Source organism: Verrucomicrobiia bacterium, assembly GCA_019634635.1.
Lineage (GTDB): Bacteria > Verrucomicrobiota > Verrucomicrobiia > Limisphaerales > UBA9464 > UBA9464.
This window is the reverse complement of sequence record JAHCBB010000004.1, coordinates 73,248-86,696: the sequence shown is the minus strand read 5'-3', so window position 1 is coordinate 86,696 and position 13,449 is coordinate 73,248. Positions and strand designations below refer to the sequence as shown.

The 13,449-nt window shown below is 67.6% G+C and carries 10 protein-coding genes; 6 read left to right on the top strand and 4 right to left on the bottom strand.

The window, feature by feature from the left end; translation table 11 throughout:
- Positions 1-32 precede the first annotated feature (32 nt).
- On the bottom strand, positions 33-3,230 hold the full coding sequence (locus KF791_04060) for a hypothetical protein (protein MBX3731751.1): 3,198 nt from the start codon (positions 3,228-3,230) through the stop codon (positions 33-35).
- A 586-nt stretch (positions 3,231-3,816) separates the two neighbouring features.
- Here KF791_04060 and KF791_04055 point away from each other — a divergent pair.
- The 3 genes from KF791_04055 (at position 3,817) to KF791_04045 (ending at position 7,612) form a co-directional block, all read left to right on the top strand.
- Positions 3,817-4,860: a substrate-binding domain-containing protein gene (locus tag KF791_04055; protein ID MBX3731750.1), complete on the top strand. Its 1,044-nt coding sequence runs from the start codon at positions 3,817-3,819 to the stop codon at positions 4,858-4,860.
- A 33-nt stretch (positions 4,861-4,893) separates the two neighbouring features.
- Entirely contained in the window at positions 4,894-6,417 is a 1,524-nt protein-coding gene (locus tag KF791_04050) for a sugar ABC transporter ATP-binding protein (GenBank protein MBX3731749.1), read from the top strand.
- 109 nt (positions 6,418-6,526) lie between these two features.
- A complete protein-coding gene (locus KF791_04045; protein ID MBX3731748.1) occupies positions 6,527-7,612 on the top strand; it encodes an ATPase in 1,086 nt (361 codons plus the stop codon).
- 13 nt (positions 7,613-7,625) lie between these two features.
- On the opposite strand, the gene KF791_04040 is transcribed toward KF791_04045, so the two are convergent.
- Positions 7,626-8,009, bottom strand: a complete 384-nt coding sequence (locus tag KF791_04040) for a hypothetical protein (GenBank protein MBX3731747.1) — start codon at positions 8,007-8,009, stop codon at positions 7,626-7,628.
- A 14-nt stretch (positions 8,010-8,023) separates the two neighbouring features.
- A complete protein-coding gene (locus KF791_04035) occupies positions 8,024-8,833 on the bottom strand; it encodes an SDR family oxidoreductase (protein MBX3731746.1) in 810 nt (269 codons plus the stop codon).
- Between the two features lie 180 nt (positions 8,834-9,013).
- On the opposite strand from KF791_04035, the gene KF791_04030 reads away from it, so the two are divergent.
- Complete coding sequence (locus tag KF791_04030) at positions 9,014-10,303, top strand: sodium/glutamate symporter (GenBank protein MBX3731745.1); 1,290 nt, start codon at positions 9,014-9,016, stop codon at positions 10,301-10,303.
- Positions 10,304-10,326: 23 nt separating this feature from the next.
- Here KF791_04030 and KF791_04025 read toward each other — a convergent pair whose 3' ends face one another.
- The gene (locus tag KF791_04025) at positions 10,327-11,376 is read right to left on the bottom strand and encodes an alcohol dehydrogenase catalytic domain-containing protein (protein ID MBX3731744.1); all 1,050 of its coding nucleotides are present in this window, start codon (positions 11,374-11,376) and stop codon (positions 10,327-10,329) included.
- 65 nt (positions 11,377-11,441) lie between these two features.
- On the opposite strand from KF791_04025, the gene KF791_04020 reads away from it, so the two are divergent.
- Positions 11,442-12,137 carry a DedA family protein gene (locus KF791_04020; protein MBX3731743.1) on the top strand — a complete coding sequence of 232 codons (696 nt, stop codon included), beginning with the start codon at positions 11,442-11,444 and terminating at the stop codon, positions 12,135-12,137.
- Positions 12,138-12,198: 61 nt separating this feature from the next.
- Positions 12,199-13,449 (top strand): efflux RND transporter periplasmic adaptor subunit, encoded by a 1,251-nt coding sequence (locus KF791_04015; GenBank protein ID MBX3731742.1) that lies wholly within the window; start codon positions 12,199-12,201, stop codon positions 13,447-13,449.

Genomic DNA, 13,449 nt, shown 5'->3' with positions numbered 1-13,449 from the left:
ACCCGGGGATGGTGCCGGACTTTTGGGCCCGCTCACGGCAGGGCGATCAGCCGGAAGTATTGCGGTTCATTTCCGGCCGGGAGGACCCATTCGGTGAAGCCGCGTTGTTCCTCGATCGGGCCGCCCATCCGTCCCCAGTCTCCCAGATTGGGCGCGACCTCCAGCTGATACCGGTTGCGCGGCAGGGTGAAGTAGCGCAGCACCACGGCGGGGAACGCAGTGACGGTACCATCCACCGCCTCCGTGGGAACCGTGGGATCGAATCCCGCGAGCAACTCCAGGGCGTCGTCGAGGCCGTCCCCGTCGGTGTCGCGCAGGAACGGATCCGTACCCAGGCGGCGCTCGAACTCGTCGTCGAGCAAATCGCCATCACTGTCCTCGGGGAGTTTGAGCGCCATCACATGATACCCGCCGGCGGCAACGCGGCCCTCCACCGGATAACCGGCAAGCACCCCGTTCAAGTAGTCCGCCGCCTCCCCCCAGACGATCACCCGCCCCTCCGCCGTCTGTGCCAGGCTCCGGTTGAACCCTGCGGTCACCGAGACCACCCCGGACAAGCCGGGCGGCGGTACGCACTGGCCGTCTTCATTGTTCCCCCAGCACGCCACCCGGCCATCCCGGAGCAGGGCCAGCGTGTGCCCATTACCCGCCGCCACGGCGGACGCTGGCGGCAGTCCGGACGGCACGGCAGATTGCCCGAACCGGTTGTCCCCCCAGCACCAGACCCGTCCATCGGCATCGAGGGCCACGGAATGCGACCAACCGGCCGCAATCCCCACCGCGGGCCCAAGGGCTGCCGGCACATCGGCCTGACCCTGGGCGTTGTTGCCCACGACCACCACCACACCGTCCACCGTGAGGAGCACGCTGTGCAACCCGCCTGCAGCAATCGCCTCAAAGGGACCTTCGAGCTGGGGAGGGCTTTGGCCGGACGAGTTGCGTCCCCATCCCGTCACCGAACCGTCCTCCAGCAATGCCAGGGAGTGATGTCCGCCGCCGGAAACCGCGGTCACGCCTTCGAGTCCGGCCGGGGGATTGCATTGGCCGTCCGAGTTCAAGCCCCAGCCACGCACCACGCCTCCCTCGGAGACCGCCAGACCATGCCAGGCACCCGCGGCGATGTTGACGACGCCATGGACGTCGAGCGGCACATCCCGTTGCCCCAGATCGTTGTTGCCCCAGACAGCGATGGTTCCGGCGATGCCCGGAAGGAGCGGCGCCTCCGGATCCCCTCCGGATCCAGTGCCACCGTTGCCCAGCGGCAGCAGTCGAAACGCAAGCGCAGTGGCCGGCAGGTCGGCGCGATTGGTGATGAACGAAACCCCACGCGGTGCCACGAATGGCTCGTCAAAGTCCTCCCATGTCAGGCCATCGGGCGACGTCTGCATCTGGTAAGTGCCCGTGCCGAGGGCGAACACACGCAGCTGCACCCCGGGGGCAATCGCCAGGAAGCCGTCCGGGGCCTCGGTCGGGACCAGCGGGTCAAAGCCGTTCTCCAGTTCCACCCGGTCCGGCAGACCATCGCCATCGGTATCCGCAGACAACGGCGACGTGCCCAGCGCCAGCTCGATGCCGTCCTCAATGCCATCGCCATCGGTGTCCCACAACACCGGGTCCGTGCCGACGGCACGTTCGAAAAGGTCATCCAGCCCGTCGGTGTCCTGGTCGGCCTCACCCTGTATGGCCACGGTGTGGAAGTAACCGGCGGCCAGCCGCACCGGGTTGGTCAGCCCGGGCGGCGGGATGAGCACCGCCGGCGGCTCAAATCCGAACAACACCACGCGACCGTCCGGCCGGACCGCAGCCGTGAAGCCGTACCCCGCCGCGACGAGGACCACGTTGCCCAGGTCCTCCGGGACGTCGCACTGGGTGAACAAATTGTCGCCCCACGCCACCAGCGTCCCGTTGCGCAGCACGGCCACGGTGTGGTTGCCGCCGGCCACAATGCCCGCGACTTCGGGAAGGTCCTCAGGGACGTCGCACTGGCCGAAGTCATTGCTGCCCCAGCAGTGCACCCGGCCGTCCGCCGTGAGCGCCACCGTATGAAAAACTCCGGCCGTCACCGCCACCACGTCGCGGAGTCCCTGCGGCACGCTGCACTGGCCGCGCCCATTGTCACCCCAGCACACGACCGTCCCGTCGCGTCGCAGCGCTGCCGCATGGAAGTAGCCGGCCGCCAGTGCGGTGACCTGGCTCAGACCCGGCGGGAAATCCAGCTGGCTGAATTGATTGGTGCCCCAGCCGACCACCGTGCCGTCTGCCCGCAGGCCGAAGGTCTGGACCGCCCCAGCCACCAGGTGGGTGAGATTGGTGGCCTCCGGGGGCACATTGGTCTGCCCAAATTCCCCGGAGCCCCACACCACCACCGAGCCGTCGGCCTTGAGCACGGCGGAATGGGCCAGTCCTGCCGCCACGGCCACCACCTGGGTCGCCACCAGCGGCACATCGGTCTGGTCATACTCGTTCAGGCCCCAAGAGAAAATGTCGCCCCTGGGCTGCGGCACCCACACCCGTCGCTGGAAGTCCAGCACCTCGACCCTCACCGGACGCCCCATCTGGCGGCTGTTGATCAACTGCGCCTCGAGCCGGTAGGTCCCGACGTCCTCCATCCGCGCGCGATGCACCACCAGCGACGGAAGTGTCTGCGCCTCCAGCGGAACACCATCCCGGTACCATTGCCACGACACATAGTTCGTGACGATCACCTCGTTGGTCAGAAGGTCCCCGGGCTCGGGACACCGACCCTGAATGTCAGCAACCCCGTCGCCATCCGTGTCGCAACCGTCATTCACACCGTCACCATCGGTGTCCACCGGATCTCCAAATGCCACCTCGTTGGTGATGACCACGAAGTTGGTGGTCAGGAGGAAGGGTCTGAACGCCTGCGCCCGGAGCACGAGCAACTCACCCGCCAGCACCTGACGGTCCCGCGCCGATGGCAACTCGCCGTCAAATCCGATCCCCTCGACACCCGGCAGGGTGAAAATCGGAAAACTCTCCGGATCCCGGGGATCGGTGCCGGCATCGAATTCCGCCTTGTCATCCCAGCCATCGCCATCCGTGTCCTTGACGCGCGGATCACTGCCAAACCGGATCTCGATCAGGTCCGGCAGCCCATCGCCATCGAGATCGGACCCTTCGAGGCCAATCGGCCCCACGCCGGGCACCGCCGCGCCTGCAGCGCTCGATGCGCGAAGGACGGCCCACCCCGCAATTGGAAGCACAAGCAACAAGAAGCAAATTCGCAAGCGATTCATTGTAAACTATTTATAAAGTGTCCACTTTCAAGTGTGAGCGGGAACGATCACCGCAATGTCGTGCAGGTTCCCTGCCAGTCCAAAGTCAATCGGGCAACGATTTGGCCAAGATTCCGGGCCTGTGGCTGGCTGGCATCTGGCGCTTCGCGAGGCACCTGATAGGGATTCACTTCAGCTCCGCGGCGCCCGTGCAGAGACGATGGGGAACGCGGGAAGCCCCATAGCGAAACCCTTCCCCCGTTCTCCGCGACGACTCCACCCGCACTACGGAGGAAGTCGCGGACGTGCGGGAGCCCATCCCACACTTGGTAGGGGCGTGTTCCACCGCGACCCACTTCAACTCCGCGGCGCCCGTGCACAGACGATGGGGAACGCGGGAAGCCCCATAGCCAAACCCTTCCCCCGTTCTCCGCGACGACTCCACCCGCACTACGGAGGAAGTCGCGGACGCGCGGGAGCCCGTCCCTACCAGCCCGTGCCACAGATTGCCTGCCGGGTTTTTCAACTTGGCCCAATCGCCGGCCCCGGTGTTCCCTGACCGCATCGCCACCCACCTGTCATGAATCCCCGCATCCTGCTGGTCACCGGCTCGCTGATCCTGAGCGTCCTGATCGGACTGGTCCTGGCCCGTCGCGACCGGGCCGGCACCCCTGCGGACGCCCGGGCTTCCGGCCGGGTGCGCATCGGCCTCTCACTGGACACCCTCAAGGAGGAGCGCTGGCAGCGGGACCGCGACCGCTTTGTGGAGGAGGCCGCCCGGCTCGGGGCCGAGGTGCTGGTGCAATCGGCCAACTCCGATGACGCGGCCCAGATGCGGGATGTGGAGTCGCTGATCAGCAGCGGCGTGGCGGTGATGGTCATCGTACCGCACAACGGCGAAGCCATGGCCAAGGCGGTTCGCGCCTCCAAGGCGGCGGGCATTCCGGTGATCGCCTACGACCGCCTCATCCGCGACAGCGACGTGGACCTGTACGTGAGCTTCGACAACGTGCGCGTGGGTCAACTGCAGGCGCAGTACCTCGTGGATCAGCTTCGCGGACGTCGGGCGCGTATTGCGAGGATCTACGGGTCGAAAACTGACAATAACGCAGCGCTGTTCAAAGCCGGGCAGGACCAGGTCCTGCAGCCGCTGGTGGACCGGGGCGAATTCGAGGTGGTGTTTGAGGACTGGGCGCTCGATTGGAAGCCGGAAAATGCGAAGAAGATCGTGAACGCGGCCATCACCGCCCGCGGCCGGGGCATTGACGCCATCCTCGCCTCCAACGACGGGACCGCGGGCGGGGCCATCCAGGCGCTGACCGAGGAGGGGCTGGCCGGAAAGGTCCTGGTGACCGGTCAGGACGCCGAACTGGCAGCCGTCCAGAGGATCCACCGGGGCACCCAGGCCATGACGATCTACAAGCCGCTCAGCCGCCTCGCCGCCCGGGCGGCGGCGGCTGCCGTGGCCATGGCCCGCCGCGAGGTGTTGATCGCCAACGGGGCGGTGGACAACGGCTTCAAGGAGGTTCCGAGCATCCTGGAGGAGGTCATTGTGGTGAACCGGACCAACCTCCTGGATACCGTCGTCAAGGACGGCTTCCACCGGGCGGAGGATTTCCAGTAAACGTCCGGCCACCACCTGCCTCCCTGTTGCGGCATGCCCCTGCTCGAAGCGCGCAATCTCACCAAACGGTTCTCCGGTGTCACCGCCCTGGATCGGGTGAGCTTCGACCTGCGCGCCGGGGAGGTGCATGCCCTCTGCGGGGAGAATGGCGCTGGAAAGTCCACGCTGATCAAGACCCTGTCCGGACTGCACCCGGCGGGAACCTACGAGGGAACCATCCTCGTGGACGGCCGCGAGGTCCGTTTTGAGTCGTCGCGCGACGCCGAGGCGGCCGGTCTTGCGGTGATTCACCAGGAACTGGCGCTCGTGGACGGCCTGTCGGTCGCCGAGAACATCTTCCTCGGACACGAGCCCCGACGCGGCCCCTGGGTGGACTGGGACACGGCGCAGGTGGAGGCGGCACGCCTTCTGGAGCGATTTGCCATTGACCTCGATCCCGTCACCCCGGTCGGGGAACTGGGCGTGGGCCAGCGTCAGTTGGTGGAGATCGTCAAGGCCCTCGCGCGGAGCTCCCGGATCCTGATTCTCGACGAGCCAACGGCCGCCCTCGCCGGAACGGAGGTGGACATCCTGTTGCGCATCCTGCGCGATCTGCGCGCCAACGGCGTCGGCTGCATCTACATCTCGCACAAGCTTGGCGAGGTCCTGGCGATCGCCGACCGCATCACGATCCTGCGCGATGGCGCCAGCATCACCACCCTGGACGCCGCAGGCGCCGCCATCCCGGAAGTCATCCATCACATGGTCGGGCGCGAAATCCACGACCTGTATCCACGGGATCGCACCGCGCCCGTGGGCGACCTCCTGCTCAAGGTGCGGGATCTGCACGTGGCGCCGGCGTCCGGCGCCCCGCCCCGGTTGCGCGCGGTGGACTTCGAAGTCCGCGCCGGAGAGGTGCTGGGCATCGGCGGCCTGATGGGTGCCGGACGTTCGGAGACCCTCCTGCACCTCTTCGGCGCCTGGGGCCACCGCATCTCGGGGCAAGTGGCCCTGCACGGCAGGCCGTATCCGGAGCCATCACCGGGGGAGTCGGTTCGCCGGGGACTGGTCCTGGTCACCGACGACCGGAAGCGCTACGGCCTGCTGATGGACCGGACGATCGGATACAACCTCTCGTTGTCCGCGCTGCATCGGGTGACGCGTCACGGGCTGGTGGACGAGGCGCTCGAGACGCCGTTGAACCGGCATTATTTTGAAGCCCTCCGGGTGAAGGCGCCCGGACTCGACACCGGGGTGGCCGGCCTTTCCGGCGGCAACCAGCAGAAGGTCGTCCTCGGCAAGGCGCTGATGACCGAGCCGCGCGTGGTCCTTCTCGACGAGCCCACCCGCGGCATTGACGTCGGTGCGAAACTCGAAGTGTACCACTGGATCAACCGGTTGACGGCCGAGGGCTGTGCCGTGGTGCTGGTCTCCAGCGAACTCCCCGAGCTCATGGGCATGAGCGACCGGATCCTGATGCTTCACGACGGGACCCCGGGCGGCACGTTCACGCTGGACGACTTCGATCCCGAGTCCCTCATGGCTGCGGCCATGGGACATTCCCCAAACCTGGTCTGATTCCCGGTCCACGCCTCCCATGATCTCCCCCGCTGCGGTGGCCTCCGCCCCTCCCGCCCCTCCCGCCCCGGTCAACCCTGCAATCCTGCGCAGCCTCGCGCTGCCGGCCATGCTGGCGCTGATCTGGGGACTTTTTGCACTGCTCTCGCCGCAGTTCCTGAGTCCGCGGAACCTTTCGATGCTGATGATTGAGGTGTCCATCACCGCGACGCTCGCGGTGGGGGTGCTGCTGGTCCTGTTGCCGGGACACACGGATCTGTCGGTGGGGGCCGGGGCCGGGCTGACCGGGGGGATTGCGAGCGTGCTGATCTTCCGGCACGGCTGGCCGGCACCGGCGGCCCTGCTGCTCAGCCTCGCCGTCGGCCTGATGCTCTACCTGGGCATGGGCTGGTTCATCGTCCGCAACCGGATCCAGGCGTTCATCGTGACCCTTGGGGCCCTGCTGGCCTTCCGCGGCGCGTTCTGGCTGACCATCGGCAGCGCCACCACCCCGGTGGTTCGCGGCGGCGAGAGCAATCTGTATTCCCTGCTCACCACCTATTATCTGCCTCCCATTGCGGGGTTGATCCTCGGGGCGGCGGTGATCGCCGGGATCGTCTGGACTGAAGCGCGGGCGCGTCGCCGCCGCCGGGCCGCCGGGGTGGCCGTCGAAGCCTTCGAAACCCTGTTCCTCCGGCTGTTCGTCGCCGCCCAGGGCGTGCTGCTGGTCGTGCTCGTTTGCAACCAGTACCGGGGTCTGCCCCTGGCCTTTCTCATCCTCTGCGCGGTGGCCATTGCCGTGCACGTCGTGACCCGGCACACGCCGTTTGGACGCTACCTGTATGCGATTGGCGGCAACGAGGAGGCTGCCATCGTCTCGGGCATACCTACGCAGCGCGTAGTGACCCTCGCGTTCCTCATGCTCGGAGCCATTGTCGCCATCACCGGGTTCATGGCCACCGCCTATGCCGGGGCCTCCACCACGACGGTGGGCGACCTGATGGAACTCGATGCCATCGCCGCGTGCGTCATCGGCGGGACCCGGCTGAAGGGTGGCCGCGGCACCGTCCTGGGCGCCCTGTTCGGTGCGCTGATCATGGCCAGCCTGCTGAATGGCATGACCCTGCTGAGCGTGCTCCCCGAGACGAAATTCATCGTCCGCGGACTCGTCCTCGTCCTGGCGGTGTGGATGGATGTGCGCCTAGGACGCCGTTGAGCGGCGCGCCGGACTATCGGGGAGCCCAGAAGACCAGACGCCCCTCGCGGAAGACCAGTCGTCGCCCACCCGAGGTCACCTCCAAATCGGATTTCATCGGCGGCAGCAGCACCCCGCCGGCCCCGCTGGAGAGCTTCGCCCGCGACCGGACTTCGGCGAGCTCGCGTTCCGCGATCCGTTGCTGTTCCCGGGCCTCCAACAAGGCTTCATTGAGCTCCGGATCCGTGGGGCCCACGCGGTGTTGGACTTCGGAATAGGTCATCCCCTCCCGGAGCGACTCCCAACCGCCGGCTGGAGATGTGGTACATCCGCCGGCCAGTCCAAGTCCGAGCAGCAGGACCCAGACGGTGACCAGGGCCACCGGACGCCCCTTGGGGTCAGAGGCGCATGCCGTCATGGTGTGAACGACCATCAAATGGTTTGAGCGAGAAAGCCGCCATCCACGCGCAGGTCGGCACCCGTGACAAACGAGCTCGCCCGCGGACTGGCGAGGAAGATCGCCGCCCCGACCAGCTCATCGGGTGTGCCGAAGCGCCCCATTGGAGTGTGGCCCCAGATCGCGCGCGTCCGATCGGTCGGAGAACCATCCTCCTGGAACAGCAGGCGACGGTTCTGCTCCGCCGGGAAAAACCCCGGCGTGATGGAATTGACACGGACACCGCGGGGCGCCCATTCGCGGGCCAGAAACTGGGTGATACTCAGCACCGCCGCTTTGGCCGCGGAATACGCGACCACACGGGACAGGGGGACATGCGCGGAGACACTGGCGATGTTCAGAATGCTGCCGTGTCCGGCGGCGCACAGGGCTGGTCCGAACACCTGGCAGGGCACCAGGACACCTCCGGCGAGATTGAGATCAAAATTCGCACGCCAGTCTTCCAGCGCGATGCCCTCAAACGGCCGGGTGTCCGTCACGGTCACCTTCAGGTCGTTGCCTCCCGCGGCGTTCACCAGGACGGTCGGCTCCCCGAAGGCCGCGACGATCCGATCCCTGGCCCCCGCCAACTGCTCGCGGTGGAGGGCATCCGCCGCGGCAAACATCGCCTCTCCGCCCCGTTCGCGAATGGTGTTGGCGCGGGCTTCGCCCCGGTCGGCGTTCCGGCCGACCACGGCCACCGCAGCCCCGGCGGCAGCGAGGCCCTCGGCGATGGCCCCTCCCAGCACACCGGTCCCGCCGATCACCACGGCCAACTCCCCGGTCAGATCAAACAGTGTCCTCATCACAAACCCGCAGGCCGGCTGCCGGCGACTGCGAGGGACGCAGGCTACGCGCCGCCCGGGCGCGGAGGCAATCGCAACGGAACCATCCCGCCGAACGGCGGTCGGCGTGTCGGAACCGCGGTGTCCATGGACAATGCCTGCCCGCCCTGTTCCACTCGCCGCGGTTGACTCCCCGGCGGCATGATCCGCCGGATCCGGCTTGTGGACGTCCTCTCCATCAAACTGAACGCAATCCAGGTCCTCGGCATTTCGGGCGTCGGGGTGGTGCTGGGGCTGTCGCTCCGAAGGCGGGTGGCACTCTTCGATCGCCTGCACATCCCGGCACCGGTCCTCGGTGGACTGGTGTTCGCCCTGATCACGCTGGCGCTCCGGGACCGGGTGGTGAACCTGGAAATGGACCTCGTGCTTCGCGAGGTGATCATGGTGGCGTTTTTCACCACCATCGGCATGAGCGCGAGCCTGCGGCTGCTGCGGGTGGGCGGACCGCAGGTGCTGCTGTTCTTCCTGCTCGCCACCGGCGCGGTGATCCTCCAGAACGTCGTCGGGCTGGTGCTGGCGCGGCTGTTCTCCCTCAACCCGCTGCTGGGACTGGTCTCGGGATCGGTGTCCATGGCCGGCGGACCCGCGACGGCACTCGCATTCGGAGGCACCTTCGAGAACATGGGGGTCACCGGCGCCTCCACCCTCGGGGTCGCCGCCGCCATGTTCGGCATCGTCGCCGGCGGCCTGATCGGGGGGTACTCCGGAGGCTGGCTGATCCGGCGACACGGACTCAAGCCCCCGGGTCCGATGACGGATCCCACCTCCTCACTGTCCGCCGCCGAGGCCATCGTTTATGCGGGCGACGCCTCCCCACCGCCCCAGGCCACACCCCTGGAGCCCGAGGAACCCGCGACGCATTCGGCGCTCATGGACAACGTCATCGCGCTCACCCTTGCCATGGGCATCGGCACCCTGATCAGTCTCGGGTTGCAGAGGCTCGGCATGACCCTGCCCTCCTACGTCGGCGCCATGCTGGCGGCCGCGGTCCTCAGAAATCTGGATGACCACTGTCATTGTTTCCGGATTTCCCAGCGGACCATGGACGCCATCGGCAGCGTCTCCCTCTATTTCTTCATCGTGATGGCACTGCTGACCCTGCAGCTGTGGGAACTGGCCCATCTGGCGCTGCCCCTGCTGCTGATGCTGATCGCCCAGGTCCTTCTCGTCGCGCTGCTTTCCGTCACGGTCGCCTTCCGGCTCATGGGACGCGACTACGAGGCCGCCATCATGGCCGGCGGCTTTTGCGGCTTCATGCTGGGCACGTCGGCCAACGCGCTGGCGTGCATGGACGTGCTCACCCGCAAGTTTGGCCTCGCTCCCCGGGCGTTCATTGTGGTCCCGCTGGTGGGGGCCTTTCTGATTGATTTCACGAACGCGCTGCTGATTGCCAACTTCACGGATTTTGTCCGTCACTTTTTCCTGCGCTGAACCGGGCCCGGCGGTCGGGCCCCTCAACTGGCCTCCGGGACCCCATTCACCTGGATCGCGGTCTTGATCGCCCCGCCCGGGGACGCCATGGATTCGAAGACCCGTGGCAGATCCCGAAGGGACGCCTCGGCATCCACGAGGTCGGCGGTTCGGAGGCGGCCCTCCTCCAGGATCTGGAGCGCCCGCCGGATCGTCCGGGGCGTGTGGTGAAAGCTCGCCATCAAGGTCAGCGCCGAGTAGTGCACCAATTCGGTATCCACCGTCACCGACGTGTCGGCGGGGCATCCACCAAACCAGTTCACCCGTCCGCCCTTCCTCGCGAGCCGGGTGCAGGCCGCCCAGGTGGCCGGGGTGCCGACGGCTTCGAACACCGCGTCAAACCGGGCCTCCTCGAGCGTGGACTTCACCGCCCACTCGACGTCGTCCTGACCCGTGACGTTCACCACCGCCCCGACCCCCAGGCGCCGGGCGGCCGCGAGGCGCCGGACGCCCCGGCCGGCAATCGCCACGTCGGCGCCAAGGTCCGTGGCCACGGCGGCGGCCAGAAGGCCGATCGGCCCGGCGCCCACCACCAGCAGCCGCTCCCCGGGCTGGAGGCGGAGGTCGTCGAGCCCCTGGAGCACGCACGCCAGCGGTTCCGTGAGCGCCGCGTCGCGAAACGCAGTGCCCGCACCCAATCGCAGGAGGTTGCGCTCCACGATGCGGGCGGGAATCACGAGCGACTCGGCGTAGGCACCGTTGAGGAACACCAGGTCGTCGCAGAGGTTTTCCTGACCGCGCCGGCAGGCGGGACAGCAGCCGCATGGCGCGGAGTTGGCGGCCACCACCCGGTCCCCGGGCGCCCAACCGACCGCTCCCGGTGTCACCTCGCAGATCACCCCGGCGAACTCGTGTCCAAACCGGCAAGGGGGCCGCAGCATGCGGGCATGGTACCCCCGGTCCCAAACCTTGAGGTCCGTGCCGCACGTCAGCGCCACCGCGACGCGGACGCGCACCTCGCCGGGGCCAAGGACCGCCTCCTCCAGCGACTCAACCGTCAGGTGGCGGCGGCCATGAAGCAATGCGGCGAACATGCGGCCAGTAATCCGACAACCCGCTTGCCGGGCAAGGCGAAGTTCCCGCAACGTCGCGCCCCGTGATGGACTTTCTCAAGCAGACGCTCGATGTCGTGCTGCACCTCAGCGACCACCTGTTTGAGTTGACACGATCGCAGGGCCCATGGATTTACGGCATCCTGTTCCTGATCATCTTCTGCGAGACCGGACTGGTGATCACCCCGTTCCTGCCGGGCGATTCGCTGCTCTTCGCGGTGGGGGCGGTGGCGGCGAATCCGGAGTCCGGACTCAATGTCTGGCTGGCCGGCGGGCTGATGCTGGTGGCCGCCATCCTGGGGGATACCGTGAACTACTGGATCGGGCGGTACGCCGGGAACTGGATGGTGGTGTCGTTTCCCCGGCTGATCCGCCGGGAGTACCTGGATCGCACCCACGCCTTCTTTGAAAAGTACGGTCCCAAGACGGTGGTGCTCGCGCGCTTCGTCCCGATCGTGCGCACCTTCGCGCCGTTCGTCGCCGGGATGGGCGCGATGACTTATTCGCGCTTCATGACGTTCAACGTCCTCGGGGCCCTCCTCTGGATCGGCCTCATATTGCCTGTCGGCTGGTACTTCGGAAACATCCCCCTGGTGAAGAAAAACTTCGAGCTCGTGGTGGTGGGCATCATCGGCGTAAGCCTGCTCCCCATCGTGTTCGAAGTCTGGAAGGCCCGACGTGACCGGCAGGCGCCTCTTGACGGGACGCCGTCATCCGGCGACCGCCCCGCCGGATCCCCATGAATCTCCCGAGGCCGCCTTCGTCTGGCACGGGTATGGTGTCCCGGTCGCTCCAAGAGCCCGCATGACGTCGAGCCGTCCGCAAACGTTGTGGATTCCGGCCGTGCTGGCCGCCGGACTCTTCGCCGCCGGCTGCCGTCGCGACGCTGCGGACTCCGGCGCCGCCGCATCGCGTCCAACGACCGCCGTGTCCCTCGCCGGAGCGGAACTGCGGCCCATGGAGCGCACGCTTGCCGTCCTCGGATCCCTGGTGGCCATGGATGAGGCCACGGTCGGGATCCGGACGACCGGCAGGGTCCGGACCCTCTCCGTGGATGTCGGCAGCCTGGTGCGGGCCGGAGACGTCCTCGCCCAGGTGGAGCCCCGTGACTACGAACTGCGGGTGCAGCAGTCCGCAGCCCTGCTGGGCCAGGCCCGGGCGCGGCTGGGGCTGCCCGTGGAGGGCGACGACGACACCGTGGATCCCAACCGCATCAACATCGTCCGCGAAACCCAGGCAAGGCTCGAGGAGGCGCGACGCAGCCTCGATCGTTCCCGTGCGCTCCAGGACCAGGGCATCGCCTCGGAGGCGGAACTGGAGCGCGCCACCGCGGAATACGAAGTGGCCCTGAACCGCTTTGAAGCGACCCTCCAGGACGTTCGCGAACGTCAGGCCCTCCTTGCGCAGCGCCGCGCCGAGTATGACATCGCGCGCCAGTTCCTGCAGGACACCGAGGTCCGCGCCCCGTTTGACGGGGTGATCCAGCAGCGGTTGACGAATCTCGGTGAGTTCCTGGCGGCAGGCAGCCCGGTGGTCCGGATCGTCCGGATCAACCCCCTGCGCCTGCGGCTGGAGATTCCCGAACGTCAGTCGGCGGAGATTCGTGAAGGGCAGCCGGTGCGCGTCCGCCTGGAAGGGGATCCGACGGGCTACGATGGCCGGATCCTGCGCATCAGTCCCGCCCTGGATGCACGCACCCGCATGCTCGTGGTGGAGGCCGAGCTGGCGAATCCGGGACACCTCCGGCCCGGCGCCCTGGCCAAGACGGAAATCGTCCTCGCGGAGGCCCGCCCCACGTTGGCCATCCCCGAGGAATCCCTGGCGACGTTCGCCGGCAGCGAAAAGGCCCTCGTCGTCGTGTCCAACCGTGTGGTGGAACGTCCGGTGCAAACCGGGCGGCGGCTGGATGGCTGGGTGGAGGTCACCTCGGGGCTCGATCCGGGCGAGTCCATCATCCGTCGCCCCGGTGGCCTGCGCACCGGCGACCCCGTCCGGATCGCTACGGAAGTCGCCACTCCCCCCGAGCCGGCGCCGGTCCCCGGCAAGAACTCCTGA